Raw genomic sequence first — 23,282 nt, 5'->3', positions numbered from 1 at the left:
TGCGTTTACGCTGGGAAAATGGACCCACCGGTCGTCCAGTACATCCAGCGGGACGGACACGCGCTGGCGTATCAGGTGGTGGGCGGCGGCGCGCTGGACGTCGTGTGGCTGTTCGAGATCAACATGCATCTCGACCTCATGTGGACCGACCCGCAGATCCACTACCTCATGGAACGCGGCAGCACGTTCGCCCGCACCGCGTATTTCCAGCAGCGGGGGCTGGGACTGTCCGAACCGGTCGACCACCTGCCGACGCTCGAGGAGCAGGCCGACGACCTCGTCGCGGTGATGGACGAGATCGGGATGCGGGAGGCACTGCTGGTGGGTGTGGCCAGCGCGAGCGGTGCCGTGGCGCTGGTCGCGGCGCGGTCGCCGGAACGGGTCACCGGGGTGGTGCTGATCCAGCCGTTCGCCGAGCGGCTGATCGGCGGCGACCACGACCCGGACGGCTGGACGGCCACCGAACGGGAGAACTTCGTCTCCGCATGGCGCGAGGCCGCGGAGTCGTGGGGGTCGGGCGCGACCGTGCCGCTGTGGGATCCCCGTGAGGATTCCCCGTTCAACCGGCGGCTGATGGCGATGCTCGAGCGGAACTCCGCATCGCCGGCCGTCGCGCGCGCCCACCTGGAGTGGATCTTCCGCCTCGACTACTCGGACATTCTGCCGTCGATCCAGTGCCCGGCCCGGATCGTGATCGTCGCGGGCAGTCCCGTTCCCGCGGCTGTCGCGCAGTACGTCGCCGATCACATTCCCCGCGCCACCTTCCACCTGCTGCCGCCTGCACCGGCCGGCGCATCACTCGGTGAGGCGTGGGTGCCGATCATCGATCACGTCGAGCAACTCGCCACAGGCGGGCACCCGACACCGGACGCCGGCCGGTTTGTCGCGTCCGTGCTGTTCACCGACGTCGTCGGGTCGACGGAGATGCTCGCCCGGATCGGCGACGCCGCCTACCGCGAACTGCGCGCCACCCACGAACGGCAGGTCCGCGACGCGGTGGAGAACGCGGGCGGACGTCTCCTCAACGTGGCCGGCGACGGCACGTTCAGCATCTTCGACGGCCCCGTCGCCGCGGTCCGGTGTGCGCGGGGGGTCGTCGACGGCGCCCGCGAACTCGGCCTCGAGGTACGGGCCGGCGTGCACACCGGACAGGTCGAGCGGAACGGACCCGACGTCAGCGGGATGACCGTCCACGTCGGCGCGCGCATCGGTTCCGCGGCCGGAGCCGGGGAGGTGCTGGTGTCGCGGACCGTCCGCGACCTCGTGGTGGGGTCGGGCCTGCGGTTCGCCGACGTGGGCGAACACGAACTGAAGGGCGTGCCGGGCCGGTGGCCGCTCTACTCCCTCACCGACGCCGACCACGCGCCCCGGACCGTCCCGCGACTGGCACCGAAGCTGAGCATGATCGACCAGGCCGTCCTGCGGACCGCGAAGCGGGCACCGCAGGCGCTGCGCGCGCTCGTCGGCCTGGCCTATGCGAGGCAACGCAAGCTGTCCCGCTGATCCGGCGAAGTGTCTCCTTTCGAGGACTACACGCGATGTACTCGCGGCCATAGCGTTTCACTCACTGTTGCCCCCGTCACACAGGAGTGATCATGAGCAGGCTGAAGTTCGGAACGTTTCTGGCGCCGATCCACACACCGGGTCAGAACCCGACGCTGTTGCTGCAGCGCGACCTCGAGTTGGTCCAGTTGCTCGAGAAGCTGGGCTACGACGAGGCCTGGTTCGGGGAACACCATTCGGCCGGCTCAGAGATCTACGCGTCCCCGGAGATCATGATCGCCGCCGCCGGCGAACGGACCAGTCGCATCAAGCTGGGAACCGGCGTGACGTCGGTGTCGTACCACAATCCGCTGTGGGCGGCGGAGCGGATGGTGATGCTCGACCACCTGACCCACGGCCGCGTCCTGTTCGGCCTCGGTCCCGGATCCCTGCCGACCGATGCGGCGATGCTCGGTCTGTCGCAGATCGACACCCGCGAACTGCTCGCGGAGAACACCGACATCATCATGCGCCTGCTGCGGGGCGAGACGGTGAGCGCGAAGACGCGAACCCACACTCTCGTCGACGCGTGCATTCAGATGGCGCCGTACTCGTCTCCCCTGTTCGACGTCGTCGTCGCCGCGATCGCCTCCCCGACGGGAGCGCGACTGGCCGGCCACCACGGTATCGGGCTGCTGTCGATCGCCGCGACACTGACCGCGGACGGATTCAGTGCCCTGCAACATCATTGGGGAATGCTCGAGGAATTCGCGACGCTCGCGGGCCGGAGCGAGGACGTCGATCGCTCGAAGTGGCGGCTGGTGGGCCCCTTCCACATCGCCGAAACCCGGGAACAGGCCTACCGCGACGTCGAGCACGGCATCGAACACTGGTTCAAGTACCTGCAGCACGTTGCCGCGTTCCCGCAGATGGCGGTCGAGGGCGAGAACAAGCGCGAGATGATCGACTTCATCAACAACTCCGGCATCGGCGTCATCGGCACCGCGGAGGAGGCCCGCGCACAGGTCCAGCGTCTCGTCGATCAGTCGGGCGGTTTCGGCACTCTCCTTCTGCAGGGCCATGATTGGGCCAACCCGCAGGCCACCGCGCGGTCGTACGAGCTGTTCGCCCAGGACGTCATGCCGTTCTTCCAGGGCCAGGCGCAGCCACTGCTCGACGCGGACGAGCGGGCCCGCCGCGTGCGGGAGGGGCAGGCGGACGAGCACCGGAAGGCCGTCGCGCACATGACGAAGAAGTACGAGGCCGAGCTGGGACGGGTGTAGGGCGATGGCCGAGATCAGCATTCAGAAGCAGTTCCCCGTCGGCGCCGACACGATCTGGGCCCGCGTCGGCGACCCGGGAACCGTCGCCGAATGGATTCCGTCGGTGGCGGCCGCCCGGATGGAGCAGGACATCCGTCACATCGTCTTCGCCGACGGTCAGCCCGCCCGTGAGCGGATCGCCGAGCACAGTGACAGCGCACGCCGGTACACCTACGAGTACATCGCCGGCCCATTGCCGTTGACGCACTACCGGTCCACCATCTCCGTGCTCGGCACGTCCGCGGAGTCCTGCACCGTGGAGTGGGCCGCGACGTTCGCCGCCGACTCGGCGAAGGTCGAGTCGGAGCTGGCGACGGCGATCGAATCGATCTATCGCGCTGCGCTCGACGAGTTGGCGATCCTCGTCTCGAATCCGTCCGTCCGCGGATAGACCTCGTTCGGAGTCCGCCTTTCGTCCGGCGGACTCCGAACATTCAGCACCGAAGAAGGTACCGATGCGAACCCCCACCTCACCGCACATCACCGCCACGACCCCCGAACACATCCGGGACGTCTACCGCACCGTCCTCGGAAAATTCTGCACCGGCGTCGTCGCCGTCACCGCCCTCGACGACACCGGCGATCCCGTCGGACTGACCGTCGGTTCCTTCAGCTCCGTCTCCCTCGACCCCGCCCTCGTCGCATTCTTCGTCGGCCGGGGCTCGACCACCTTCCCCAAGGTGGCCGCCTCCGGCCGGTTCTGCGCCAACATCCTCGCCGCTGACCAGCACGAACTGGGCCGCACCTTCGCCCGCAGCGGCGCCGACAAATTCCGCGGAATCGACTGGACCCCCGCCACCACCGGGTCTCCCCGCCTCGCCGGCGCGCACGCCTGGATCGACTGCCACATCGACCTCGTCCAGGCTGTCGGCGACCACGATCTCGTCGTCGGCCGGGTCGTCGAACTCGGCGCCACCGACACCCCCGACCCGCTGCTCTTCTACACGTCCACCTTCCACCAGCTCACCCCCGCGAGCCCGGCGTGACTGCGGTAGAACCGATCCCCTGCGTCGTCCGCTGCGCCGACGCGGTCGTCCCCACCGATCACGGCGCGTTCACCGCGATCGCCTACCGCTCGGCCACCGGGATCGAGCATTTGGCCATGGTGTTCGGCGACCCGACCGTCGGCACCGCCCTGACCCGCGTCCACAGCGAGTGCCTCACCGGCGACGTCCTCGGATCGCGGCGCTGCGACTGCGGCCCGCAACTGTCCGCAGCGCTGGAGCGTATCGCCGACGCCGGCGCCGGGGTGCTGCTGTACCTACGGGGACACGAAGGCCGCGGCATCGGGTTGGCCGCGAAGATCGCCGCGTACCGACTCCAGGACCGGTTGGGCCTCGACACCGTCGACGCCAACCTGCGACTCGGGTTGCCCGTCGACGCCCGCGACTACGCCGACGCCGCGGCCATCCTCCGCGACCTGCGCGTCGACCGGATCGATCTGCTCAGCAACAACCCGGCCAAGGCCGCGGGACTCACCGCGGCCGGCATCACCGTCGCGGGCACCACGCCGCTCGAGATCGCGCCGAACGATCACAACACCCGGTACCTCGCAACGAAGCGGGATCGGCTCGGCCACAACCTCACCCACGCCCATCTCGTCACCCACCACTGACACGTCAGGAGAAACCATGGAACGCGTCCCGCTGAGTCACGTATTCGAGAAGCTGTCGGTGATGCATTCCACCGCGCACTGGGCAGAGACATTCGACGACCTCACCGAGGTCCTCGGCCCCGCCGGGTTCAGCGACGGGCGGGCGTGGGCGAAGTTCACGACCCTGTGCCTGTCCGACGAGACGGACGTGCCGCCCTGGTGCCTGCTGGGGAAGACGCACGACGTCGCCGCGGCCGCGACGCTCGCACGGGACGCAGGATGGGATGTGGGCGAACCGACCGTCGGCGATCACGAGTGCCGCGTGGTGCTGCGGTCACCCCACGGGCTGACCGTCATCGCATATTCGCCGCTCACACCGTAGGTCGCCGGCCTCGCCGGAGCACGCACGCGGTCAGTGACGCCCGGTTCTTCAGGCCGGTGGATTCGAAGATCCGGCTCACATACTTCTTGACGGTGAATTCGGACAGCGAGAGCACCTCGGCGATCTCGTTGTTGCTCAGGCCGTCGCTCACCAATTCGGCCACCTGCATCTGGCGCGGGGTCAGGCTGCTCAGTTGATCGACGGTGCTGTCGTCCCCCGCCAGCTGCATCGACCGTCCCTGGGCGCGGAGTTGCCGGGCGAGAACCTGCACTGCCAGGGACTCACTCGCATCCCAGCGTCGTTCGCGGTCGAACATCCCGACCAGCGCTTCACCGTCCGCGAACCGGAGGTGCAGCGCCGACGCCGTTCCCATCCCGTGCGGGTGCAGGTAGTCCTCGACGTAGGAGCGTTGCGGCGCGGGCAGCGCATGCAGGTGGTCCAGGGAAATGAACCCGGTATCGGTCAGCGAGCGGCGCGCCTCGGGGAGCGCGAAGATGTCCTTGTCCCGCCAGCGGGCGTGATACTCGTGCAGCAGCGGGGAGGCGGCACCTGTCAATAGCGGTGCGGGGTCGGCGAAGATGTCGGCGAATGTCGGCCCGAAGAAGAACGTGACATCACGGACCCGGAACACCGTCGCGATGGATTCCACGACGGTCCGTTTGTAGTCGGCGGGGTCGTCGACGTCGCAGCACGATTCGAGGACCTCGAGGATGCCGTGCATCTGCGAGCGGGACAGCACGTCCCTCCAGGATCCGGTACCCATGTTCGCCTCCGATCCCCAGGTGAGTGGCAAAGCGTGCCCGACCACATTTTGCCACTCACGTCACCTCACGCTGCGACGGTGGACCGCCGGGCAGCCGACTGCTGGACGTCCGGCGACGAGTACTTCCGGACGATCGCGACGAGGCACAGCAGCCCGATGGTTCCGGCGCCGGCGAGGAAGGCCCCGACCCGCCACGCGTTGGAGGCGTCGCCGTTGATGAGCAGCACCATGACCATCGGCGAGAAGCCACCGATGATGGCGGAGATCTGATAGCCGAGAGATGCTCCGGAGAATCGGATCTCGGGCGGGAACAGTTCCGCGAACAGCGTTCCCTGCGTTCCGGTCTGGAACGACATGACGATCACGGCGCCGAAGACGGCCAGCGCGAACGGCCACAGTTCGCCCTGGCTCGAGTGTCCGATCATCAGCCACATCGGAATTCCCCACAGCAGCATCCCGGCGGTGCCGATGCCGAAGATCAGCTTCCGGCCGTAGAGGTCGGAGAGGTATCCGGCGAACGGGACCAGCGGAATCATCAGGACGCAGGCGGCGAGGATGAACCCGAGGACGGTGGATCGCTCGATCCCGAGGTACGTGGTGGCGAACTGCACGGAGCCGGTGATCATCGTGTAGAAGAAGATGACGCCGATGGCGTTCGCTCCGGCGGCGGTGAGGACGGTGCCGGGGTTCTTGCGCAGCACCTGCAGGATCGGCGACTTCCGTGCCGCCGGCGCCTCGGCCAGCTTCTTCGACAGCTCCTGGAACTCGGGTGTCTCCTCCAGGTAGCGGTGGATGAGGAACGCGACCGGGAGCATCACGAGGCTGATCCAGAACGGGATGCGCCACGCCCAGGCGAGGAACGACTCGGAGTCGAATGCCGCTGTGATGACGAGGAAGACGACGTTTCCGAGGACGACGCCGATGGGCACGCCGAGTTGCGCGAAGCTGCCGTAGAACCCGCGACGTCCCGCGGGGGCGTTTTCGGTGGCGAGGAGGACGGCGCCGCCCCACTGCGCCCCGACAGCGAGGCCCTGGCAGATCCGCAGGGTCACGAGAATCGTGGGTGCGAGCCAGACGAGCTGGGTGTTGGGCACGAGACCGATCAGTGAGGTGGCGACGGCCATCATCACGATGGCGGCGACGAGAACGGGTTTGCGGCCGACCTTGTCGCCGAAGTGGCCGGCGAGCACGCCGCCGACGGGCCGGGCGATGAACCCGACCGCCACGGTGGCGAATGAATTGAGCGCGGCGACGACCTGGCTGTCGGTCGCGAAGAAAGTGGTGTTGAAGACGAGGGCAGCCGCGGTGGCGTAGATGAAGAAGTCGTACCACTCGAGCGACGTCGAGATGGCGGCGGCGAAGGACGCGCGGGCCGCGCGCGGCTTCGGCGGGACCGCATGCGAGGCGGTGGGCATGGGGGTCTCCTGCTCAGTCTTGGGCAATGGAACCGAAAGTGTCTCGGAGGACGCGCTTGAGGATCTTGCCGCTCGGGTTCTTCGGTAGGGAGTCGGCGACGATCACGTACTTGGGCACCTTGTAGCCGGCGAGCCGGGCGCGGCAGTGCTCGACGACGTCCTTCTCGTCGAGTTCGACGCCGGCGGACGGAACCACGACGGCGGCGACCGCTTCGATCCACCGGGGGTGCGGCACCGCGAACACGGCGGCCTCACCGACGCCGTCGAGTTCGTACAGCGTTTCCTCGACCTCGCGGGTGGCGACGTTCTCGCCGCCGGTCTTGATCATGTCCTTCTTGCGGTCGACCACCCACAGGTACCCGTCCTCGTCGAGGTAGCCGAGGTCGCCGGAGTGGAACCAGCCACCGGCGTACGCTTCCGCGGTCTTCTCGGGTTGCCCAAGGTAGCCGACGGTGGCGTGGGGGCTGCGGTGCACGATCTCGCCGACCTCGCCCGCAGGCAGCGGCAGGTTGCGGTCGTCCACGATCCGCGTCTCCACGTTGAGGGCGGGCTTCCCCGCCGAACCACCGCGTGTCTCTTGATCTTCCGGACCGAGAGCCGTCGCGAGCGACGCCATTTCCGTCTGTCCGTAGAAGTTCCACAACCGGATGCCCGGCAATCGGCGGTTCATCTCCCGCAGGATCTCCAGCGGCAGTGGCGACGCCCCGTAGTAGCCCTTGCGCAGCGACCGCAGGTCGGTGTTCTCGAACTCCGGCGACTGCAGCAGCGAGATCCACACCGTCGGCGGGCAGAACAGGTTGGTCACCCGCTCGGTCTCGATGGTGCGCAGCAGCGCCCGGGGGTCGGGTCCGTCGACGATGATGCTCGTCGCGCCGAGGTAGATGTCGGTGCTGAGGAAGTTGTCGAGCTGGGCGCAGTGGTACAGCGGCAGGGCGTGCACCTCCACGTCGTCGCTGCTCATGCCGCCGGTGACGATGCAACTGATGTACTGCCACATCAGCGACCGGCTGGTGAGCATCGCGCCTTTCGGCCGTGATTCGGTGCCCGACGTGTACATGATGCGGACGACGTCGTCGTCCGCCACGAACACCTCCGGCGGCGAGGCGAATTCGCCGTCCGCCCAACCGGCCATCGAGACCCACCCGTCCGGAACCCCCGCCCCGGCCAGCGGGATCGCCGCCCGCACCCGGACGCTTCCCTTCGACTCCGCGAGGGCCGTCTCCGCGACGGGCACCAGCGCGTCCTCGACGACGAACGCGTCGGCGGCGCAGTCGTCGAGGATGTACCCGATCTCCCCGCCGGTGAGCATGAAGTTGATCGGGACGAGGACCACCCCGAGCCGGGCGGTCGCGAAGTTCAGCACCGGGTACTGCCAGCAGTTGTGCGACAGCAACGCCAGCCGGTCGCCCCGCGTCAGCCCCTCGGCGTGCAGGGCCGCCGCGACCCGGTCGATCACGGCGTCGAATTCGGCGAACGTGAGCCGGACGTCGCGGTGCACCACGGCGAGCTTGTCCGGGAAACGCGCCGCGGAACGCCGTGGAATGTCGCCGATGCTCTGCTGCCGGGCGCGCGTCCTGTCCTCGGTCACCCGCGGACTTCTTTCAATACCGGGGTGGCGGCGAACTCGGCGCGGGCGAGCGAGCGGCGATGCACCTGGTCGGGGCCGTCGGCGATCTGCAGGAACCGGGCCTGCGCGTACAGCACCGGCAGGATCGTGTCCTGCGACAGCCCGGCGCCACCGAAGATCTGCATCGCGTCGTCGACGATCCGCTTGACGGTCAGCGGGACCATCACCTTGGCGGCGGCGATGTCGTGGCGGGCCGCCTTGGTGCCCTCGACGTCCATCCGCCAGGCGGCCCGCAGCACCAGCAGCCGGGCGGCGTCGAGGTGGATGCGGGCGTCCGCGACGGTCGCCTGCACGACGCCCTCGTCCGCGAGGGGTTTGCCGAACGCGACGCGGGTGCGGGCGCGTTCGGTCATCAGCGCGATGGCCCGTTCGGCCATCCCGATCAGTCGCATGCAGTGGTGGATGCGCCCCGGACCGAGCCGGGCCTGCGCGACGGCGAAGCCCTTGCCGCGCGGACCGAGGAGGTTCGCCTTGGGGACGCGGACCTTGTCGAAGACGACCTCGCCGTGGCCGCCCTCGTGGCGGTCGGTGAAGCCGAGCACGGTGGTGGACCGGACGATGGTCAGGCCGGGTGTGTCGATCGGGACGAGAACGATGCTGTGCCGGTTGCCGATCGGGGCGTCGGGGTCGGTGACGCCCATGACCATGGCCACCCGGCAGTCGTCGCGCAGGGCTGCGGTGGACCACCACTTGCGTCCGGTCAGCACCCAGTTGTCGCCGTCGTCGGCGATCTCGAGGCGGACGTTGTTGGCGTCCGAGCTCGCGACGTCCGGTTCGGTCATCGAGAAGCACGACCGGAATTCGCCGTCGAGCAGCGGGGCGAGCCATTGCCGCTTCTGCTCGTCGGTGCCGTAGAGGTGTAGCAGTTCCATGTTGCCGGTGTCCGGCGGATTGCAGTTGACCGCCTCGGGGGCGATCAGCGGGCTCCAGCCGGTGAGTTCGGCGAGCGGCGCGTACTCGAGGTTGGTCAGGCCCGCGCCCTCGCGGGCGGGGAGGAAGAGGTTCCACAGGCCCTCGCGTTTGGCGGCGGCCTTCAGGTCGGCCACGATCGGCGGCGCACCCCAGTGGTCCGGTTTGGACGCGAGCTGTTCCTCGGCGATCGCCTCGGCGGGCAGCACCCGCTCCTGCAGGAACTTCGTCAGCTTCGCCTGCAGTTCCACGACTTTCGGGCTGTACTCGAATTCCACTTCCGTGGCTCCAATCTGTATCGGTGATGCCGCGGTCAGCGGCGAAGCTCGGACACGGGCGACGCCGCGGCGAGGTCGAGCGCGCGCTGCAACAGCGGGCCGACCATGTCGCCGACGTCGTCGAAACCCCCACCGACGGTGTCGCCCTGCGCGTGCCGGGCGTGGATGCCCTCGAGGATGACGGCGATCTTGAAGTCGGCGAACACCGTGTACCAGTCGATGTCGGGGATCTCGATGCCGCGCCGGCCGGCGTAACGGTCGAGAAGTTCGGTGCGGGTGGGGAATCCGTCGAGTCGGGCGAGACCCTTGGTCACCGGGTTGTCGACCGCTCCGGGCTGGTCCCAGAAGCTCAGCATGATCCCGACGTCGGCGAGGGTGTCGCCGAGGGTGGCCATTTCCCAGTCCAGGACGGCGACGATCTTCCCGGCGTCGCCGCGGGACGCGAGCACGTTGTCGAGTTTGACGTCGCCGTGGACGATGCCCGGGAAGTGCGAGGTGGGCAGCGCGCGGCGCAGCTTGTCGAGCAGCACGGCCACTTCGGGGCGATCGGCGGCGCGCGAGGCCTCCCATTGCCGGGACCACCGGTCGAGTTGGCGTTCCAGGTAGCCGTCGGGGCGTCCGAACGAGCCGAGCCCGACCGCGTCCGGGTCGACGTCGTGGAGTGCGGCGAGGGTGTCGGCCAGGTCCAGTCCGAGCCGGTGGCGCTCGCCGGGAGTGAGTGCGGACGCCTGCTCGACCGTCCCGACGGGCATGCCGTCCACCAGTTCCATGAGGTAGAACGACGCTCCGAGCACGTCCGCGTCCTCGCACAGCAGCACCGCGTCGGGAACCGGGACGGCGGTTCCGGCCAGCCCCCGGATCACGGTGAACTCGCGTTTCATGTCGTGGGCGCTCGGCAGGACGTGCCCGTACGGGGGCCGCCGCAGGACCCACGTCCGGTCGGCGTCGGCGACCCGGTAGGTGGGGTTCGATCGGCCGCCGCTGATGAGCGAGACGGCGAGGTCGCCGCTCACGCCGCCGTCGAGCGCGCCGTCGAGGTAGTGGGCGAGGGCGGTGAGGTCGACGCCTGCCGAATCCTCCCGGCCCTCGTGGGTGTCCGCTTCGGCGTGGGACGTCGTCATCCGCTGCGTCCTTTCCAGTCCTTCGATGTTCAGCCAAACGCTCGTTCGGCCAGTTCCCATCATCAGCCGAACGGGCGCCAGAAGTCAATATCCGCATATACAGCAAAGAACATGCGACGAAACCGGAGATCGAAGCGCTTGCCAAGCGATCGTTCAGTTGGCATGATCCACCGGAAGTGATGCACGTCTCATCCGCCTCGAAAGGTCAGGACACCCATGACGGACCAGTTGACCGGGACTGCTGCCACCACCGAGTGGCGGGCCGAAGACCGCGTCCGAGCGCGCCGCGCCGCGATCGCAGGCGGCGTGGGCACCCTCATCGAGTACTACGACTTCAGCCTGTACGGCTATCTCGCGATCGTGATGGCCCCGCTGTTCTTCCCCAGCAGTGACCCTGCCGCCGCGCTGCTGTCGGCACTCGCCGTGTTCGGCACCGCCTACCTCATGCGCCCGCTCGGCGGCATCGTGTTCGGGCACATCGGTGACCGGTTCGGGCGGAAGAAGGCCCTCCTCGCGACGCTCGTCTGCATGGGCCTCGGCAGCATGGCGATGGGATTCCTGCCCACCCACGCGCAGGCCGGGATCTGGGCCACGGTGCTGCTCGTTGTCGTCCGGATGATCCAGGGATTCTCGGCCGGCGGCGAGGTCGGCGGCTCGGCCACGTTCATCTCCGAATCGGCGCCGCGGCATCTCAAGGCCACCTACGGCGCGTTCACCCCGCTCGGCTCCACGATGGGGTTCGCGATGGCCGCTGCGGTCGCGGGCACGGTGTCGGCGTTCACCACCGACGTGCAACTCGAGAGCTGGGGATGGCGGGTGCCGTTCCTGCTCGCGTTGCCGCTGACGCTGCTCTGCCTGTGGGCCCGCACCCGGGTCGAGGAAACCCACGGCGAGGACGCCGATTCCGGCCCGGCCCAGGCGCCCGTCGTCGCCGTCTTCCGGCGTCAGCCGCTCGCTCTCCTGCAGTCGGTCGGAATCAGTGTGGCGTGCAACGGAACCGCGTACATCGGCCTCACCTACATGAGCATCCATCTGATGAAGAGCCTCGGCTACGAACGCACCCCGGTCTACTGGATCGCGACCGCGGTCATCGGCGTCGTCGCGCTCGCGATGCCGCTCGGCGGCATCCTCGCCGACCGCATCGGACGGTTGCGGTTCACCGTGATCAGCTTCGCCGGATTCGCGATCGTCACCTACCCCGCCATGGCCGTCATGCACCACAGCCTGTGGATTGCCGCGATCGCCTATCTGCTGATCATGGTCAACACCATCGGAGCCCAGGTCGGCTCGTACACGCTCATGCCGCTGCTGTTCGACAAGGACGTCCGCTTCACCGGTGTCGCGATGGGCTGGAACCTCGGTGTCGTCATCGCCGGTGGCACCGCCCCCTTCGTCGCCGTCTGGCTCGTGGAGAAGACCGGAAACATCCTCTCCCCCGCCGTCTTCGTGATCGTGGCGGCGGTGATCGGACTGATCTCGGTGGCCGGCGTGGCACGCCGGTCCAAGGTCGCGCAGGAGCAACTCGGCTGACACCGAGGCGGATTCACCACTCGAGATCCACCACGAATTGGAGTAACCATGTACCCCGGCGCTCATGCTGCCACCACATCCGACAAGCCGGCCGTGATCATGGCCGGCACCGGGCAGACGGTCACCTTTGCCGAACTCGAGTCCCGCTCGGTCCGCATCGCCCGCCACCTGCACGCCCTCGGCCTGCGCCGCGGGGATCACGTCGCGGTTCTGGCCACGAACACCCCCGCCATCTTCGACATCTACTGGGCCGCCATGCGTTCCGGGCTCTACCTCACCATGGTGAACTGGCATCTCACGCCACCGGAGATCGCGTACGTCGTCGACGATTGCGGCGCCAGGGCGCTGATCGTCGACGCAGCACTCGACGTGGTCGCCGGTGACCTTCCCGCCCTCACCCCCGGTGTCGAGCACCGATTGGCGTTCGGGGGAACGATTCCCGGCTACGCCTCCCTCGACGAGGCCGCGGCCGCGGAGTCCGACGTTCCGCTGCCCGACCAGCCGCGCGGGGCGGACATGCTGTACTCCTCCGGCACCACCGGCCGCCCGAAGGGCATCAAACCGGAGTTGCCGGCACGGCAGATCCAGGACCCGGGCGACACCATGACCGGGATGAACGCGACGGTGTGGGGAGTCACGCCCGACACCGTCTACCTGTCACCCGCCCCGCTGTACCACGCCGCGCCGCTCCGCACCTGCGCGTCGGTGCAGGCCCTCGGCGGCACCGTCGTCGTGATGGACCGCTTCGACGCCGAGAAGGCGCTCGCGTACATCGAGCAGTACCGCGTCACCTACAGCCAGTGGGTGCCCACGATGTTCGTCCGCATGCTGAAGCTGCCCGCGGAGACCCGGGAGAGGTACGACGTGTCCAGCCTGCGCGTCGCCGTGCACGCCGCCGCCCCGTGCCCGGTGGACGTGAAGCGACAGATGATCGACTGGTGGGGGCCGATCCTGTCGGAGTACTACTCGTCCACCGAACTCAACGGCATGACCCTGGTGAACTCGGAGGAATGGCTCCGCAGGCCCGGCACGGTCGGCCGCGCCGCGCTCGGCGTCGCCCACATCTGCGGCGACGACGGTGCCGACCTCGCACCTTGTGAGGTGGGCACCCTCTACTTCGAGCGGGACACCCTGCCGTTCGAATATCACAACGCCCCCGAGAAGACGCGCGACGCCCAGCACCCGCAGCACCCGACGTGGACCACCACCGGCGACGTCGGCTATCTCGACGAGGACGGGTATCTGTTCCTCACCGACCGGAAGTCGTTCATGATCATCTCCGGCGGCGTCAACATCTATCCGCAGGAGATCGAGAACACCCTCACCGAACATCCCGCCGTCCTCGACGTCGCGGTGATCGGGATCCCGGACCAGGAGATGGGCGAATCGGTGCTGGCCGTCGTCCAGACCGTTCCGGGGGTGACCGGGGACGACGTGCTGGCCGGCGCACTCCTCGACCACGTGCGGGGACGGCTCGCCCGGTTCAAGGTCCCCCGGAACCTCGTCTTCAGCGACGACCTCCCCCGCACCCCCACGGGGAAGCTCGTCAAGGGCACGCTACGAGATCGCTACGCCGCCGGGGTGCACGCCTGAACCGTCAGCCGGCGACCGGTTCCGGCCGGCGCCGGCGGTCGAGGAGGACGGCGATCGCGAGGACGATCAGTCCGGCGACGCCGAGCAGGGCGCCGACGGCGGCCGGGGCGGTGTAGCCGTAACCGGCGGCGATCACGACCCCACCGATCCACGCACCACCCGCATTGGCCAGGTTGAACGCGCCGTGGATCAGCGTCGACGCGAGCGTCTTCGCGTCACCCGCCGCGTCCATCAGCCGCGCCTGAACGGCCGGGAAGATCGACGTCACCGCCATGCCGATGAAGAACAGCACGATCAGCGCCGTCACCGGATTGCGCGCGGCGACGACGAACAGGGCGAGGACGCAGATCAGGGCGATCATGCACCCGAACAGCCCGGGCACCACCGCGTTGTCGGCGACGCGCCCACCCACGACGTTGCCGAGGATCATCCCCGAACCGAACAGCATCAACGCCACCGGCACCATCGAGTGCGGCAGCCCGGACACATCGGTGAGCGTCGAACTGATGTACGTGTACACCGCGAACGAGCCACCGAACCCGACCGTCGCGAAGATCAGCGTCATCCACACCTGTCCCCGGCGCAGCGCCCCGAGTTCGGCCACCGGGTTGCTCACGTGCACCCCGGCCAGCGGCGGGACGAGACGCGCCAGCGCCACCAGCGTCACGATTCCGATGAGCACCACGAACGCGAACGCCGACCGCCAGCCGAGGATCTGGCCGAAGAACGCCGTCGCGGGCACCCCGATCACGTTGGCGACGGACAGACCCATCATCACGGTCGCGACCGCCTTGGCCCGCTTGCCCGGTTCCGCGAGGTGCGCGGCGACGAGCGCCGCGACGCCGAAGTACGCGCCGTGCGGCAACCCGGCGAGGAATCGGGCGGCGATGAGCGTTTCGTATCCGGGGGCGAGCGCGGTCGCGAGATTGCCGATCACGAACGTGCCCATCAACGCGATGAGCAGCGTGCGCCGCTCCACGCGGGCGGCCAGTGCCGCGATGACGGGCGCCCCGACGACGACACCGAGCGCGTATGCGGACACGAAGTGCCCGGCCACCGGCTCCGACACCCCGGTCGCGGAAGCCATTGCCGGCAACAGGCCCATGGACGCGAATTCCGTTGTGCCGATGCCGAACCCGCCGAGGGCAAGCGCGAGCATCGCGCCCCGCCGACTCGGTGACGGAATCCGCGGACGCAGAGACGGACGAGCGGTGACCGCAGGTTCGGTGAGGTGAACTGCAGGCGGCGTCATGGCAGCAAGACTCCCGTCGGGCTGATCGTAGGATCGGCGAGCACGTCCAGTGGACTCGCCTGAGGATGAACCGGGCCGAGATGGTGGCAATCCGGCTCGTACCAGTATGGGCGAGGCCGCAAGCGAATTAACAATTGGCGCGGGCGTGATTCCACTCACCGGGCCCGCAGGTGAGACGTGGGCCCGGCGCACCGGACCGGAGCGATCTACGTCACGTGATGTGCTGCAGGATCACCGTGTGGACGTGGTGGGCCTTGTCCATGCCACGGAAGTCGGCCTCGTACGTGGTGTCGGCGACGTCGACGGCGATGCTGCTCGAGGAAAAGAACTGGCCGGCCCACGACTTGTTGCTGAGAAACGAGACCGACCGGATGTTCTTGTACGGGATGGACGTGATCGCGGTGCGCTTGCCGACGAAGCTCTTGTCCTGGATCACGACGCGCAGGTTCGTGATCGCGAGGAAGCCGGTGCCCGCGCCGATGCAGTCGTACACGGCGATGATCGTCTCGCCGGGCAGAATCCCCTGCTGGACCTGTTTCAGCTGTTCCGACTTGTCGAAGATCGGATCGGTCACGGCTCCTCCTTCGACGTCGGTGCGGACTCGTCCATCGTCCCAGAAAGTTCGTCGAAGGTGACGTGGATTCCCTGACGCGGGACCGCGCGTTGCGCCTTCGCCTGGTCGGTGAACGTCCGTTTGTCGCCGTCCGCGAGTTCCGCCTTGTCGGTGAACGGCACGAGCAGCGCCCGCGGATGCAGCCTGTCCACGCGGACGACGTTGATCTCCACGCACACGACGACGGCCGCGGCGGCGAGGAAGAGGAACGCCAGCAGGCCCAGCACGACGGCGAACACCCCGTTCGTCACGGACGCGGTGCTCACCACCTTGCTCACGTAGTACACACCGAACGACTGCAGCACCTGCCACAACACGGCCGCCGCGACAGCACCGGGGGCCACGTCGGAGACGGACAGCGGGCGGGCGGTGGCGAGCCGGAACGCGAGGACGAAGATCACCGAGTTGATCGCGATCGCGGCGAGCGTCAGCAGCACCGTGAACGAACCGGACAGGTGCGTTGCGGCACCGATCCCGGCGACCGCGGCCGTCCCCAGGATTGCGAGCCCGATCGTGCCGAGCAGCAGCAGACCCCGCAGCCGGCCGCGGATCGGGTCGGGGCGCATGTTGCGCGGAACCGACCAGGCCGTGTTCATGGCGTTCTGGCAGGCCAGCGCCACGCCGAGGCCGCCGTAGAGGGCTCCGACCAGTCCGATCACCAGGCCGGTCACTCCGCCGCCGATCCGGTGCGGGTCGGCCAGGTCGGCTCCGATGACGGGGAACTGGCTGAGCGCCGAGTCGATGATGTCCTGCTGCAGTTCGGGATGCCCGGACAGCACGAACCCGAGCACCGTGGACAGCAGCAGCAGGAGGGGAAACAGCGAGATGAACCCGTAGTAGGCGATCAACGCCGCGAGGTACACGCCCTGATCGTCGAGGAATTTGTACGCGACGGCGATCGGGAAACCCATCGCCGGATATCGCTGCTGGAGGGCGTCGAGTCTTCGGGCGAATTTCATGCGATCAGACAGCCGGTTTCACCATCGCGAGGGCGAGGTCGGCGTAGCGTTCGGCGAGTTCTTCGGGTTTCAGGGGACCGTCGGCGTGCCACCACGTGCAGACCGACTGCCCCATGTTGATGATGCCGCGAACCGCGTCCCGCGGGTATTCGGTCGCGAAGTCGCCCTCCTCGACACCACGCTCGATGACGTCGCGGAAGAGGTGCTCCTGTTCGTCGCGGAGGGCCACGACGAGTCGGCGGCCCGGGTCGTCGAGGCTGCGGATCTCGGTGGCACCGACCATCGCGTCCCGCTGCCGGGTGGTGTGGAACATGACCCACGCCCGCATCAGGGCCTGCAACTGGTCGGCGGGGGCGCCGCCCGAACGCAGCAGCGCGCCGCGGGTCATCGCGATAGCGTCGTGCAGTGCGCGCACCATGATGTCCTGCAGGATCTCCTGCTTCGACGCGAAGTGGTGGTAGATCGACGCGACGGTGATGTCGGCGCCGCGCGCGATGTCGCGCATGGACGTGCCGTGATAGCCGCGTTCGTTCATGTTGGCGACCGCGGAATCGAGGATCACCTGCCGCCCGGTTCCCGTGCTCGTAGCGGCCACCTTTGCAGCGCACATCCCTGGTACTCCGTCCCCGCTCCGATCGTCACACGACCACACCAGCGTAGTGGGTCCCGTCACAGATTCCGCTCTAGCGATCGTTCGGTAGCGATGTCATGCTGGTGCGATGGATCACATCGGACTCGCCGTCGCCGACGGCATCGCGACGATCACCCTGAACCGGCCCGACCAGCTCAACGCATTCACCACCACGATGGAGAACGAGCTGATCGCCGTATACGACCAGCTCGATGCGGATGACACGGTCCGGGCGATCGTGCTCACCGGAGCCGGACGAGCGTTCTGCGCGGGCGCCGACCTGTCGGCCGGTGCCGCCACGTTCGACCACTGGCAGGACGAGGACGAGGGCGCCGACGCCCGCCGTGACGGCGGCGGCCGGGTGGTGCTCCGGATGTTCGAATCCCGCAAGCCGATCATCGCGGCGATCAACGGGCCCGCCGTGGGCGTCGGCATCACGATGACCCTCGCCGCCGACTTCCGTCTCGCCGCCGACGACGCCCGCATCGGATTCGTCTTCAACCGCCGCGGCATCGTCCCCGAGTCCTGCTCGACGTGGTTCCTCCCGCGCCTCGTCCCGCTGCAGACGGCCCTGGACTGGGTGTACTCCGGCCGGGTGTTCCCCGCCACGGAGGCCCACGACGCCGGCCTCGTGTACAAGCTGTACCCGCGCGAGTCCCTGCTCGACGAGGCCTACGCGCTGGCCCGGAGCCTCACCGAGCACTCTGCCCCGGTGTCCGTGGCGCTGTCCCGCCAGATGATGTGGCGGGCGCTCGGCGCCGAGCATCCGATGATCGCGCACCGCGTCGAAACCCGCGGCATCAACATCCGCGGCGTCGGGCCGGACGCGCGGGAGGGCATCTCCGCGTTCCTCGAGAAGCGGCCCGCCGTGTTTCCCGACAGCGTCCGCGACGACCTGCCGGACGTGTTCGGTGAAGACCTTCCGACCCCGGCGTTCCACGGATGACCGCCGCACAGCCGGCCCGGCCCGGCGTCGTCGACCGCTGGCACCACGTCGTCGAACACCGCGACCTCGCCTCCCTCGACGCCCTGGTCGCGGACGACGCCGTGTTCTCCTCCCCCGCGGTATTCACTCCGCAGGAGGGGAAGCCGAAGGTCCTGGCCTACCTCGGCGCCGCCCTGACCGTCTTCGACGGCACCGGCTTCCGGTACGTCGAGGAGTGGTACGGCGACCGTTCCGCGGTCCTGGAATTCGCCACCGAACTCGACGGCATCCACGTCAACGGCATCGACCTGATCCACTGGAACGACCGTGACCAGATCACGTCGTTCAAGGTGATGGTCCGCCCCGTGAAGGGCCTGCAGGCGCTCATCCCGCTGATGGCCGCCCAGCTGTCCCAGTCGTAAAACCCTGCACCACTGCATCACTCATCACTGCATGAAGGAGAAATTCATGAGCCTGCCCCCAATTCTGCAAGACCGGCTCCGCCTGCCCGTGGTGGCGTCGCCGATGTTCATCGTCTCCGGTCCCGACCTGGTGATCGCCCAATCCACCTCCGGCGTCGTCGGATCCTTCCCCTCCCTCAACGCCCGCCCGCAGCCCGTGCTGCGCGAATGGCTCACCCGCATCACCGAGGAACTCGCCAAGCACGACGCCAACAACCCCGAGACGCCCTCGGCCCCGTACGCGGTCAACCTGATCGTCCACAAGAGCAACGACCGCCTCGACGAAGACCTCGCCACCATCGTCGAATTCGAGGTCCCGATCGTCATCACGTCCCTCGGCGCCCGCGCCGACGTCAACGACGCCATCCACAGCTACGGCGGCATCGTCCTCCACGACGTCATCAACAACACGTTCGCCAAGAAGGCCGTGGAGAAGGGCGCCGACGGCCTCATCGCCGTCGCCGCCGGCGCCGGCGGACACGCAGGCACCCTCTCACCGTTCGCCCTGATCCAGGAGATCCGCGAATGGTTCGACGGACCGCTCCTGCTGTCCGGCTCCATCGCCCACGGCCGCTCCGTCCTCGCCGCCCAGGCCGCCGGCGCCGACCTCGCCTACGTCGGCTCCGCATTCATCGCCACCGAAGAGGCCAACGCCGATCAGGGCTACAAGCAGATGATCGTCGACTCCACCGCCTCCGACATCGTCTACTCCAACCTGTTCACCGGCGTACACGGCAACTACCTGCGCGGCAGCATCGAAGCCGCCGGACTCGACCCGAACAACCTCGCCGTCTCCGACCCCTCCGCCATGAACTTCGGCGTCGGCGAGGACGCCGACACCGCCACGAAGTCCGAAGCCAAGCCTTGGCGCGACATCTGGGGCGCCGGGCAAGGAATCGGCGCCGTCGACGCCGTCGTCCCGGCGGCACAGATCGTCGAACGCCTCAGCCGTGAGTATGCCGACGCGAGGGCCCGCCTGGGGTAGGCGCTACGCGCCCGTGCGCGGTTAAGGAGTCCAGAGACTCGTCAACCACGCACGGGCGGCGGAGCCGCCTACCCGGAAGCGATGTCGCGACCGATGATTTCCTTCATGATCTCGGTGGTTCCGCCGTAGATCGTCTGGATCCGGCTGTCGACGTAGGCGCGGCCGATGGGGTACTCCATCATGTAGCCGTAGCCGCCGTGCAGCTGGACGCAGCGGTCGACGACGCGCTTCTGCAGTTCACTGGCCCACCATTTGCCCTTCGCCGCGTCGACGGCGGTGAGTTCGCCTGCGTTCAGGGCGAGGACGCACCGGTCGATGTGGGATTCGGTCACCTCGATCTCGGTGAGCATCTCGGCGAGCGCGAACCGGGTGTTCTGCAGATCCCCGATCGGCTTGCCGAACGCCTTGCGCTCGAACACGTAGTCGCGGGTCCACCGATAGGCGGCCTTCGCGGCGGTGATCGCGTTGACCGCGATCGAAATCCGTTCGAGGGGAAGGTTTTCCATGAGGTGGACAAAGCCCCGACCTTCGGTGCCGAGCAGGTTCGCCGCGGGCACCCGCACGTCCTCGAACACAAGTTCGGCGGTGTCCTGACCGGCCAGTCCGACCTTGTGCAGTTTGCGGCCCCGGCTGAAGCCTGGCATGCCCCGTTCCACGACCAGGAGTGAGAAACCCTTGGAGCCGGCGTTCGGGTCGGTGCGGGCGACGACGATGACGATGTCGGAGTGAATACCGTTGGTGATGAACGTCTTCTGGCCGTTGATCACCCAGTCGTCGCCGTCGCGCACCGCGGTGGTCTTGATGCCCTGCAGGTCGCTTCCGGTGCCCGGCTCGGTCATCGCGATCGCGCCGATCAGTTCGCCCGCGGCCATGCCGGGCAGCCACCGCTGCTTCTGCTCGTCCGTGCCGAGATTCGCGATGTACGGGATGGCGATGTCGTCCTGTAGCGCCAGCCCCGAACCGAACGACGTCGTCGCGGTGCGGGCGATCTCCTCGGCGACGACGTACCGGAATCGGAAGTCGGTGACACCGGAGCCGCCGAACTCCTCCGGCACGGCGAGACCGACGATCCCCGACTTTCCGGCGGCCAGCCACGCCGAGCGGTCGATCAGCCGGTCGGCTTCCCACCGTTCGTAGTTCGGTTCGATCTCGCGGGCGAGGAACTCGCGCACCGTCTCCCGGTACGCCTCGTGATCCTTCTCGAAGATGGTGCGCTGCATGACTTCTCTCCTACGATCAGGCGCTGACGGGGACCGACAGGCCGGCGAGGCGTTCCGCGATCAGCGCCTCCGCCTCGTCGACGATGCGTTCGACGAGTTCACCGGCGGTCGGGATGTCGTGGATGATGCCCTGGACGGTGCCTGCGGTCCAGATGCCCGCCTCAGGGTCGCCGTTCTCGAACACGGTGCGCCCGCGCGCGCCGGCGACGAGTTCCCGGACGTCCTCGAATTTGCCTCCGCGGTCGAGGATCTCGACGACCTCCCGGCTCACGGTGTTGCTCGCGACGCGGGCGGTGTTCCGCAGCGGACGGAAGATCAACTCGGTGTCGGTCTCCTTGGCGGCGACGATCGCTTCCTTGATGTTCTGGTGGATCGGCGATTCGGCGGTGCACATGAAGCGGGTGCCCATGTTGATCCCGTCGGCGCCGAGCGCGAGGGCCGCGACCAGCCCACGCCCGTCGGCGAATCCGCCCGACGCGACCATCGGGATGGTGATCTGTTCGGCGGCGGCCGCGATGAGCACGAGCCCGGGGATGTCGTCCTCGCCGGGGTGGCCGGCGCACTCGAAGCCGTCGATGCTGATGCCGTCGACACCGCTGTCCTGGGCCTTGATCGCGTGCCGCACGCTGGTGCACTTGTGCAGCACCTTCACGCCCGCGGCGTGGAAGTCGGGCAGGTGCGGCGCGGGGTTGGAGCCGGCCGTCTCGACGATCTTGATGCCGGACTCGATGATGACCTGCCGGTACTCCTCGTACGGCGGCGGCGTGATCGCCGGCAGGATCGTCAGGTTCACGCCGAAGGGCTGGTCGGTGAGTTCGCGGGTGCGGGCGATCTCCTTGGCGAGGTCGTCCGGGGTCGGCTGGGTCAGTGCGGTGAGCAGACCCAGCGCGCCGGCGTTGGCGACGGCGGCGACGAGTTCGGCGCGACCGACCCACTGCATGCCGCCCTGCACGATCGGGTGGCGGACGCCGAAGGTCTTGGTGAATGCGGTGGAGAGCATGGCACGGCTCCTCTGGGGAAACGGTCAGTGAGCGGGTAGATACCCGACGGTGTGGAGAGCGATGTCGACGTAGCGGCCGGCGACCTGCTCGGGAGTCAGTGCTCCGCCGAGCTGATACCACCGCGGAATCGACTGGAACATCCCGAGGAGAGCGCGCACGGTCTCGGGGACGTCGCCGCTGTGGAACACGGCGCGGGCGACGCCGTCGGCGACGAGGTCGACCATCATCAGTTCGAGCCGCTTGCGGGTCGCGGCGTAGCGACTGCGGCTGTCGGCGGAGACGTGCCGCAGCTCGGTGTCGAGGGAGACGTGCCGCACCCGGTACGTCATGTACAGGACGATGGCCTCGACGACGTTGGCGAATTGCGCCAGCACGTCGTCGCCGGCCTCGCGGGCGGCTGCCTCGGCGCGTTCGTTCAGTTCGCGCATCTGCAGTTCGAACAGGGCCACGAGAACGGCTTCCTTGCTCTCGTGGTGGTAGTACAGGGCGGGGACGGTCACCCCGACACGACGGGCGATCTGCCGCACCGTCGTGCCGTGGTAACCGTTCTCGTTGAACAGATCCAGTGCCTGCTCGAGGATGGGCGTCAGCGTCAGGGCCTCGAAGGTCCGCCAATCGGCGTACACCGTCTCGGTGGTGGCGGGCCCGTCCTCGCGCAGAGTCACAGGTCGCCGATCAGCGCGGTGCCATGCGGATGGCGCCGTCGAGACGGATGGTCTCACCGTTGAGCATCGGGTTCGACACGATGTGCGCGGCGAGGGCGCCGTACTCCGACGGGTCGCCGAGACGCGAGGGGTGCGGCACCTGGCCACCGAGCGACTGCTGCGCAGCCTCCGGCAGGGATCCGAGCAGCGGCGTCTTGAACAGGCCGGGAGCGATCGTGTTGACGCGGATCAGCAGCGAGGCGAGGTCGCGGGCGATCGGCAGCGTCATGCCGACGACGCCGCCCTTGGACGCGGAGTACGCGGCCTGACCGATCTGGCCCTCGTACGCGGCGACGGACGCGGTGTTGATGATGACGCCGCGCTCGCCGTCGATCGGCTCGTTCTTCGAGATGCGTTCGGCGGCAAGGCGGATCACGTTGAACGTGCCGATCAGGTTGACGGTGACGACCTTGGTGAAGTCGGCGAGCGGGAACGCGCCGTTCTTGCTCACGGTCTTGACGGCGTTGCCGATGCCGGCGCAGTTCACGGCGACCCGCAGCGGTCCGAGCGACTCC

Annotated in this window: 23 protein-coding genes and 1 pseudogene; 11 read left to right on the top strand and 13 right to left on the bottom strand. The window is 68.3% G+C overall.

The window, feature by feature from the left end; all coding sequences use genetic code 11:
* Positions 1 to 18: 18 nt before the first annotated feature.
* From P3H15_RS07585 to P3H15_RS07560, 6 genes and pseudogenes are all read left to right on the top strand, one after another.
* The gene (locus tag P3H15_RS07585) at positions 19 to 1,503 is read left to right on the top strand and encodes an adenylate/guanylate cyclase domain-containing protein (RefSeq protein ID WP_276136655.1); all 1,485 of its coding nucleotides are present in this window, start codon (positions 19 to 21) and stop codon (positions 1,501 to 1,503) included.
* Positions 1,504 to 1,595: 92 nt separating this feature from the next.
* Entirely contained in the window at positions 1,596 to 2,765 is a 1,170-nt protein-coding gene (locus P3H15_RS07580; RefSeq protein ID WP_276136654.1) for an LLM class flavin-dependent oxidoreductase, read from the top strand.
* Positions 2,766 to 2,769: 4 nt separating this feature from the next.
* Positions 2,770 to 3,195, top strand: coding sequence for an SRPBCC family protein (locus P3H15_RS07575; protein ID WP_276136653.1), 426 nt, complete (start codon positions 2,770 to 2,772; stop codon positions 3,193 to 3,195).
* Positions 3,196 to 3,259: 64 nt separating this feature from the next.
* Positions 3,260 to 3,790 (top strand): flavin reductase family protein, encoded by a 531-nt coding sequence (locus P3H15_RS07570; protein WP_276136652.1) that lies wholly within the window; start codon positions 3,260 to 3,262, stop codon positions 3,788 to 3,790.
* A gap of 47 nt (positions 3,791 to 3,837) precedes the next feature.
* Positions 3,838 to 4,419: pseudogene (locus P3H15_RS07565) on the top strand (GTP cyclohydrolase II); the annotation flags it as partial.
* A gap of 16 nt (positions 4,420 to 4,435) precedes the next feature.
* Positions 4,436 to 4,780, top strand: coding sequence for a hypothetical protein (locus tag P3H15_RS07560; RefSeq protein ID WP_276136651.1), 345 nt, complete (start codon positions 4,436 to 4,438; stop codon positions 4,778 to 4,780).
* Here the strand turns inward: P3H15_RS07560 and P3H15_RS07555 are convergent.
* From P3H15_RS07555 to P3H15_RS07535, 5 genes are all read right to left on the bottom strand, one after another.
* On the bottom strand, positions 4,770 to 5,543 hold the full coding sequence (locus P3H15_RS07555) for a LuxR C-terminal-related transcriptional regulator (RefSeq protein ID WP_276136650.1): 774 nt from the start codon (positions 5,541 to 5,543) through the stop codon (positions 4,770 to 4,772). The genes P3H15_RS07560 and P3H15_RS07555 overlap by 11 nt on opposite strands.
* A 65-nt stretch (positions 5,544 to 5,608) precedes the next feature.
* Positions 5,609 to 6,958, bottom strand: a complete 1,350-nt coding sequence (locus P3H15_RS07550) for an MFS transporter (RefSeq protein WP_276136649.1) — start codon at positions 6,956 to 6,958, stop codon at positions 5,609 to 5,611.
* Between the two features lie 13 nt (positions 6,959 to 6,971).
* Positions 6,972 to 8,546, bottom strand: a complete 1,575-nt coding sequence (locus P3H15_RS07545) for an acyl-CoA synthetase (RefSeq protein ID WP_276136648.1) — start codon at positions 8,544 to 8,546, stop codon at positions 6,972 to 6,974.
* A complete protein-coding gene (locus P3H15_RS07540; protein WP_276136647.1) occupies positions 8,543 to 9,772 on the bottom strand; it encodes an acyl-CoA dehydrogenase family protein in 1,230 nt (409 codons plus the stop codon). The genes P3H15_RS07545 and P3H15_RS07540 overlap by 4 nt, the downstream gene beginning before the upstream one ends.
* 35 nt (positions 9,773 to 9,807) lie before the next feature.
* Entirely contained in the window at positions 9,808 to 10,893 is a 1,086-nt protein-coding gene (locus P3H15_RS07535; protein ID WP_276136646.1) for a phosphotransferase family protein, read from the bottom strand.
* A 216-nt stretch (positions 10,894 to 11,109) separates the two neighbouring features.
* Here P3H15_RS07535 and P3H15_RS07530 point away from each other — a divergent pair, with 216 nt between their 5' ends.
* Positions 11,110 to 12,423 carry an MFS transporter gene (locus P3H15_RS07530; protein ID WP_276136645.1) on the top strand — a complete coding sequence of 438 codons (1,314 nt, stop codon included), beginning with the start codon at positions 11,110 to 11,112 and terminating at the stop codon, positions 12,421 to 12,423.
* A gap of 48 nt (positions 12,424 to 12,471) precedes the next feature.
* On the top strand, positions 12,472 to 14,016 hold the full coding sequence (locus tag P3H15_RS07525) for an acyl-CoA synthetase (RefSeq protein WP_276136644.1): 1,545 nt from the start codon (positions 12,472 to 12,474) through the stop codon (positions 14,014 to 14,016).
* A 4-nt stretch (positions 14,017 to 14,020) separates the two neighbouring features.
* Here the strand turns inward: P3H15_RS07525 and P3H15_RS07520 are convergent, their stop codons facing one another.
* From P3H15_RS07520 to P3H15_RS07505, 4 genes are all read right to left on the bottom strand, one after another.
* Positions 14,021 to 15,175 carry an MFS transporter gene (locus P3H15_RS07520; RefSeq protein WP_346348762.1) on the bottom strand — a complete coding sequence of 385 codons (1,155 nt, stop codon included), beginning with the start codon at positions 15,173 to 15,175 and terminating at the stop codon, positions 14,021 to 14,023.
* A 304-nt stretch (positions 15,176 to 15,479) separates the two neighbouring features.
* Positions 15,480 to 15,842, bottom strand: coding sequence for a PH domain-containing protein (locus P3H15_RS07515; RefSeq protein WP_072949217.1), 363 nt, complete (start codon positions 15,840 to 15,842; stop codon positions 15,480 to 15,482).
* Positions 15,839 to 16,840 carry a YihY/virulence factor BrkB family protein gene (locus P3H15_RS07510; protein ID WP_276136642.1) on the bottom strand — a complete coding sequence of 334 codons (1,002 nt, stop codon included), beginning with the start codon at positions 16,838 to 16,840 and terminating at the stop codon, positions 15,839 to 15,841. The genes P3H15_RS07515 and P3H15_RS07510 overlap by 4 nt, the downstream gene beginning before the upstream one ends.
* A gap of 4 nt (positions 16,841 to 16,844) precedes the next feature.
* Positions 16,845 to 17,450, bottom strand: a complete 606-nt coding sequence (locus P3H15_RS07505) for a TetR/AcrR family transcriptional regulator (protein WP_072949220.1) — start codon at positions 17,448 to 17,450, stop codon at positions 16,845 to 16,847.
* Positions 17,451 to 17,559: 109 nt separating this feature from the next.
* On the opposite strand from P3H15_RS07505, the gene P3H15_RS07500 reads away from it, so the two are divergent.
* From P3H15_RS07500 to P3H15_RS07490, 3 genes are read left to right on the top strand one after another with little or no spacing between them, the layout of a single operon-like run.
* Positions 17,560 to 18,417 carry a crotonase/enoyl-CoA hydratase family protein gene (locus tag P3H15_RS07500; RefSeq protein ID WP_276136641.1) on the top strand — a complete coding sequence of 286 codons (858 nt, stop codon included), beginning with the start codon at positions 17,560 to 17,562 and terminating at the stop codon, positions 18,415 to 18,417.
* On the top strand, positions 18,414 to 18,818 hold the full coding sequence (locus tag P3H15_RS07495) for a nuclear transport factor 2 family protein (RefSeq protein ID WP_276136640.1): 405 nt from the start codon (positions 18,414 to 18,416) through the stop codon (positions 18,816 to 18,818). The genes P3H15_RS07500 and P3H15_RS07495 overlap by 4 nt, the downstream gene beginning before the upstream one ends.
* A gap of 46 nt (positions 18,819 to 18,864) precedes the next feature.
* Positions 18,865 to 19,842 carry a nitronate monooxygenase family protein gene (locus P3H15_RS07490; protein ID WP_276136639.1) on the top strand — a complete coding sequence of 326 codons (978 nt, stop codon included), beginning with the start codon at positions 18,865 to 18,867 and terminating at the stop codon, positions 19,840 to 19,842.
* Positions 19,843 to 19,910: 68 nt separating this feature from the next.
* Here P3H15_RS07490 and P3H15_RS07485 read toward each other — a convergent pair whose 3' ends face one another.
* The 4 genes from P3H15_RS07485 to P3H15_RS07470 form a co-directional block, all read right to left on the bottom strand.
* A complete protein-coding gene (locus tag P3H15_RS07485; RefSeq protein ID WP_276136638.1) occupies positions 19,911 to 21,062 on the bottom strand; it encodes an acyl-CoA dehydrogenase family protein in 1,152 nt (383 codons plus the stop codon).
* 16 nt (positions 21,063 to 21,078) lie between these two features.
* Complete coding sequence (locus P3H15_RS07480) at positions 21,079 to 22,062, bottom strand: nitronate monooxygenase family protein (RefSeq protein ID WP_276136637.1); 984 nt, start codon at positions 22,060 to 22,062, stop codon at positions 21,079 to 21,081.
* 24 nt (positions 22,063 to 22,086) lie between these two features.
* Positions 22,087 to 22,728 (bottom strand): TetR/AcrR family transcriptional regulator, encoded by a 642-nt coding sequence (locus P3H15_RS07475; RefSeq protein ID WP_276136636.1) that lies wholly within the window; start codon positions 22,726 to 22,728, stop codon positions 22,087 to 22,089.
* A gap of 10 nt (positions 22,729 to 22,738) precedes the next feature.
* Positions 22,739 to 23,282: SDR family NAD(P)-dependent oxidoreductase (locus tag P3H15_RS07470; RefSeq protein WP_276136635.1), on the bottom strand; the 544-nt coding region annotated here is incomplete at its 5' end.

Source organism: Rhodococcus sp. T2V, assembly GCF_029269925.1.
Lineage (GTDB): Bacteria > Actinomycetota > Actinomycetes > Mycobacteriales > Mycobacteriaceae > Rhodococcus_F > Rhodococcus_F koreensis.
This window is presented reverse-complemented; position numbering and strand designations above follow the sequence as displayed.

Excerpts from the sequence above, each read along its gene's own strand:
- P3H15_RS07520 (WP_346348762.1), bottom strand. The coding sequence starts at position 15,175 with ATGCTCGCGCTTGCCCTCGGCGGGTTCGGCATCGGCACAACGGAATTC.
- P3H15_RS07490 (WP_276136639.1), top strand. The coding sequence starts at position 18,865 with ATGAGCCTGCCCCCAATTCTGCAAGACCGGCTCCGCCTGCCCGTGGTG.
- P3H15_RS07480 (WP_276136637.1), bottom strand. The coding sequence starts at position 22,062 with ATGCTCTCCACCGCATTCACCAAGACCTTCGGCGTCCGCCACCCGATC.
- P3H15_RS07580 (WP_276136654.1), top strand. The coding sequence starts at position 1,596 with ATGAGCAGGCTGAAGTTCGGAACGTTTCTGGCGCCGATCCACACACCG.
- P3H15_RS07585 (WP_276136655.1), top strand. The coding sequence starts at position 19 with ATGGACCCACCGGTCGTCCAGTACATCCAGCGGGACGGACACGCGCTG.
- P3H15_RS07505 (WP_072949220.1), bottom strand. The coding sequence starts at position 17,450 with ATGTGCGCTGCAAAGGTGGCCGCTACGAGCACGGGAACCGGGCGGCAG.
- P3H15_RS07510 (WP_276136642.1), bottom strand. The coding sequence starts at position 16,840 with ATGAAATTCGCCCGAAGACTCGACGCCCTCCAGCAGCGATATCCGGCG.
- P3H15_RS07560 (WP_276136651.1), top strand. The coding sequence starts at position 4,436 with ATGGAACGCGTCCCGCTGAGTCACGTATTCGAGAAGCTGTCGGTGATG.
- P3H15_RS07485 (WP_276136638.1), bottom strand. The coding sequence starts at position 21,062 with ATGCAGCGCACCATCTTCGAGAAGGATCACGAGGCGTACCGGGAGACG.
- P3H15_RS07500 (WP_276136641.1), top strand. The coding sequence starts at position 17,560 with ATGGATCACATCGGACTCGCCGTCGCCGACGGCATCGCGACGATCACC.
- P3H15_RS07525 (WP_276136644.1), top strand. The coding sequence starts at position 12,472 with ATGTACCCCGGCGCTCATGCTGCCACCACATCCGACAAGCCGGCCGTG.
- P3H15_RS07555 (WP_276136650.1), bottom strand. The coding sequence starts at position 5,543 with ATGGGTACCGGATCCTGGAGGGACGTGCTGTCCCGCTCGCAGATGCAC.
- P3H15_RS07530 (WP_276136645.1), top strand. The coding sequence starts at position 11,110 with ATGACGGACCAGTTGACCGGGACTGCTGCCACCACCGAGTGGCGGGCC.
- P3H15_RS07535 (WP_276136646.1), bottom strand. The coding sequence starts at position 10,893 with ATGACGACGTCCCACGCCGAAGCGGACACCCACGAGGGCCGGGAGGAT.
- P3H15_RS07570 (WP_276136652.1), top strand. The coding sequence starts at position 3,260 with ATGCGAACCCCCACCTCACCGCACATCACCGCCACGACCCCCGAACAC.
- P3H15_RS07575 (WP_276136653.1), top strand. The coding sequence starts at position 2,770 with ATGGCCGAGATCAGCATTCAGAAGCAGTTCCCCGTCGGCGCCGACACG.
- P3H15_RS07495 (WP_276136640.1), top strand. The coding sequence starts at position 18,414 with ATGACCGCCGCACAGCCGGCCCGGCCCGGCGTCGTCGACCGCTGGCAC.
- P3H15_RS07550 (WP_276136649.1), bottom strand. The coding sequence starts at position 6,958 with ATGCCCACCGCCTCGCATGCGGTCCCGCCGAAGCCGCGCGCGGCCCGC.